1 protein-coding gene is annotated in these 1,367 nt (G+C 25.6%); it reads left to right on the forward strand.

Going from position 1 to position 1,367, the window contains the following annotated elements:
* A partial coding sequence (locus CD128_RS11895) for a ComEC/Rec2 family competence protein (protein ID WP_231917298.1) occupies positions 1 to 1,367 on the forward strand: 1,367 nt, incomplete at both ends.

The raw sequence follows: 1,367 nt of genomic DNA on the forward strand, positions 1-1,367 counted from the left end.
TAATTTTTATCGGTCTTCAAAAACAATTTAATTTCAACTTCTTAATTTTATTAATTATTAGTTTTATAAGTGGGATATTAGTAGCAAATCATAATATAAACGCTAGCGCTAAATTAAACCAATATTATAAATTAAATCAAAACATTGATAGAGAAGTAGTATTTAATGGTATGGTAAACCAATCTAAAAATCAGTTTAAAGGCGAATTCTATATTGATAATATTGGCTATTCATTTACATATATAAGTAAAAACCCAAATATAATAGCGAGTATGCTTGAAAATAATGCGTGCCCAATTAAGGGAACTCTCTCAAATGTAATCAATGATAAGGCATATGTCTTTATTAAAGAAATTAATTATAAACAATGTCATGTTGTTACTCACAATAATTTTATTGAACATCACATAAAGTACATTACTAATAAGCTTGAGCATAATAATTTGAAAAACCCTGAAAAAATATTAGCATTAATTACTGGTGATATGAGTGGGATAGACAAAGAATATTTAGACAAAGTAAAAATAATAGGTATTTATCATTTACTTGCGGTGAGTGGTTCTCACATAGCTACTATATCCTTCTTAATACATCAAAGTTTAGTGCGATTTAATATACCGAAAGCAATTATAAAATTGGCTATAATTATAATGCTTATTCTTTTTGCTTTCTATACTGATTTTGCTCCTAGTGCTTTGAGAGCGATCTTAGCTACGATCATATTTTTAATTATTCCACGACAATTTAAACTTTCTTCACTAGATATTTTAAGTATTGTTTTTATAGGTTTAACGATTAGCTACCCATCAATAATATATGATATTGGTTTCCAATTTTCATTTTTAATATCATTGTTTATACTTTTGTCTTTGCCACTATTAAATTCTTTGACTCACTTACAAAGTTTATTATTTCTTACATTTATCGCTCAGTTATCATCTTCAATTATATGTATTTATCACTTCAACCAACTTCAATGGATTGGATTGTTTTCAAATTTAATTTTTGTCCCTCTATATAGTTTCATTATCTTTCCTTTATCAATTTTTATATTTATTATTTATCACTTTGTAAGTAACTTTAATTTTATAAACCATCTCATGAACGAAATTTTTATTGTTCATGATAATATCCTCAATTTATTTCTTACTTTTAAAAATGATCAGATATTTGTTGCCTCTACTTCTACATTTAACTTATTAATCTACTTTTTACTTTCTCTTCTGATTTATATATTTATTTGCCACAAAAAATTATTAGCTAGCTTGCTAATTTCGTTGATATTTATAGTAGTTATCTTATTCAATTCACAACCACATCACACTTCCATTACTTTTTTTGATGTAGGGCAAGGGGATAGTTTATTG

The sequence above is a fragment of the Staphylococcus croceilyticus genome (genome assembly GCF_002902575.1).
GTDB classification, from domain to species: domain Bacteria; phylum Bacillota; class Bacilli; order Staphylococcales; family Staphylococcaceae; genus Staphylococcus; species Staphylococcus croceilyticus.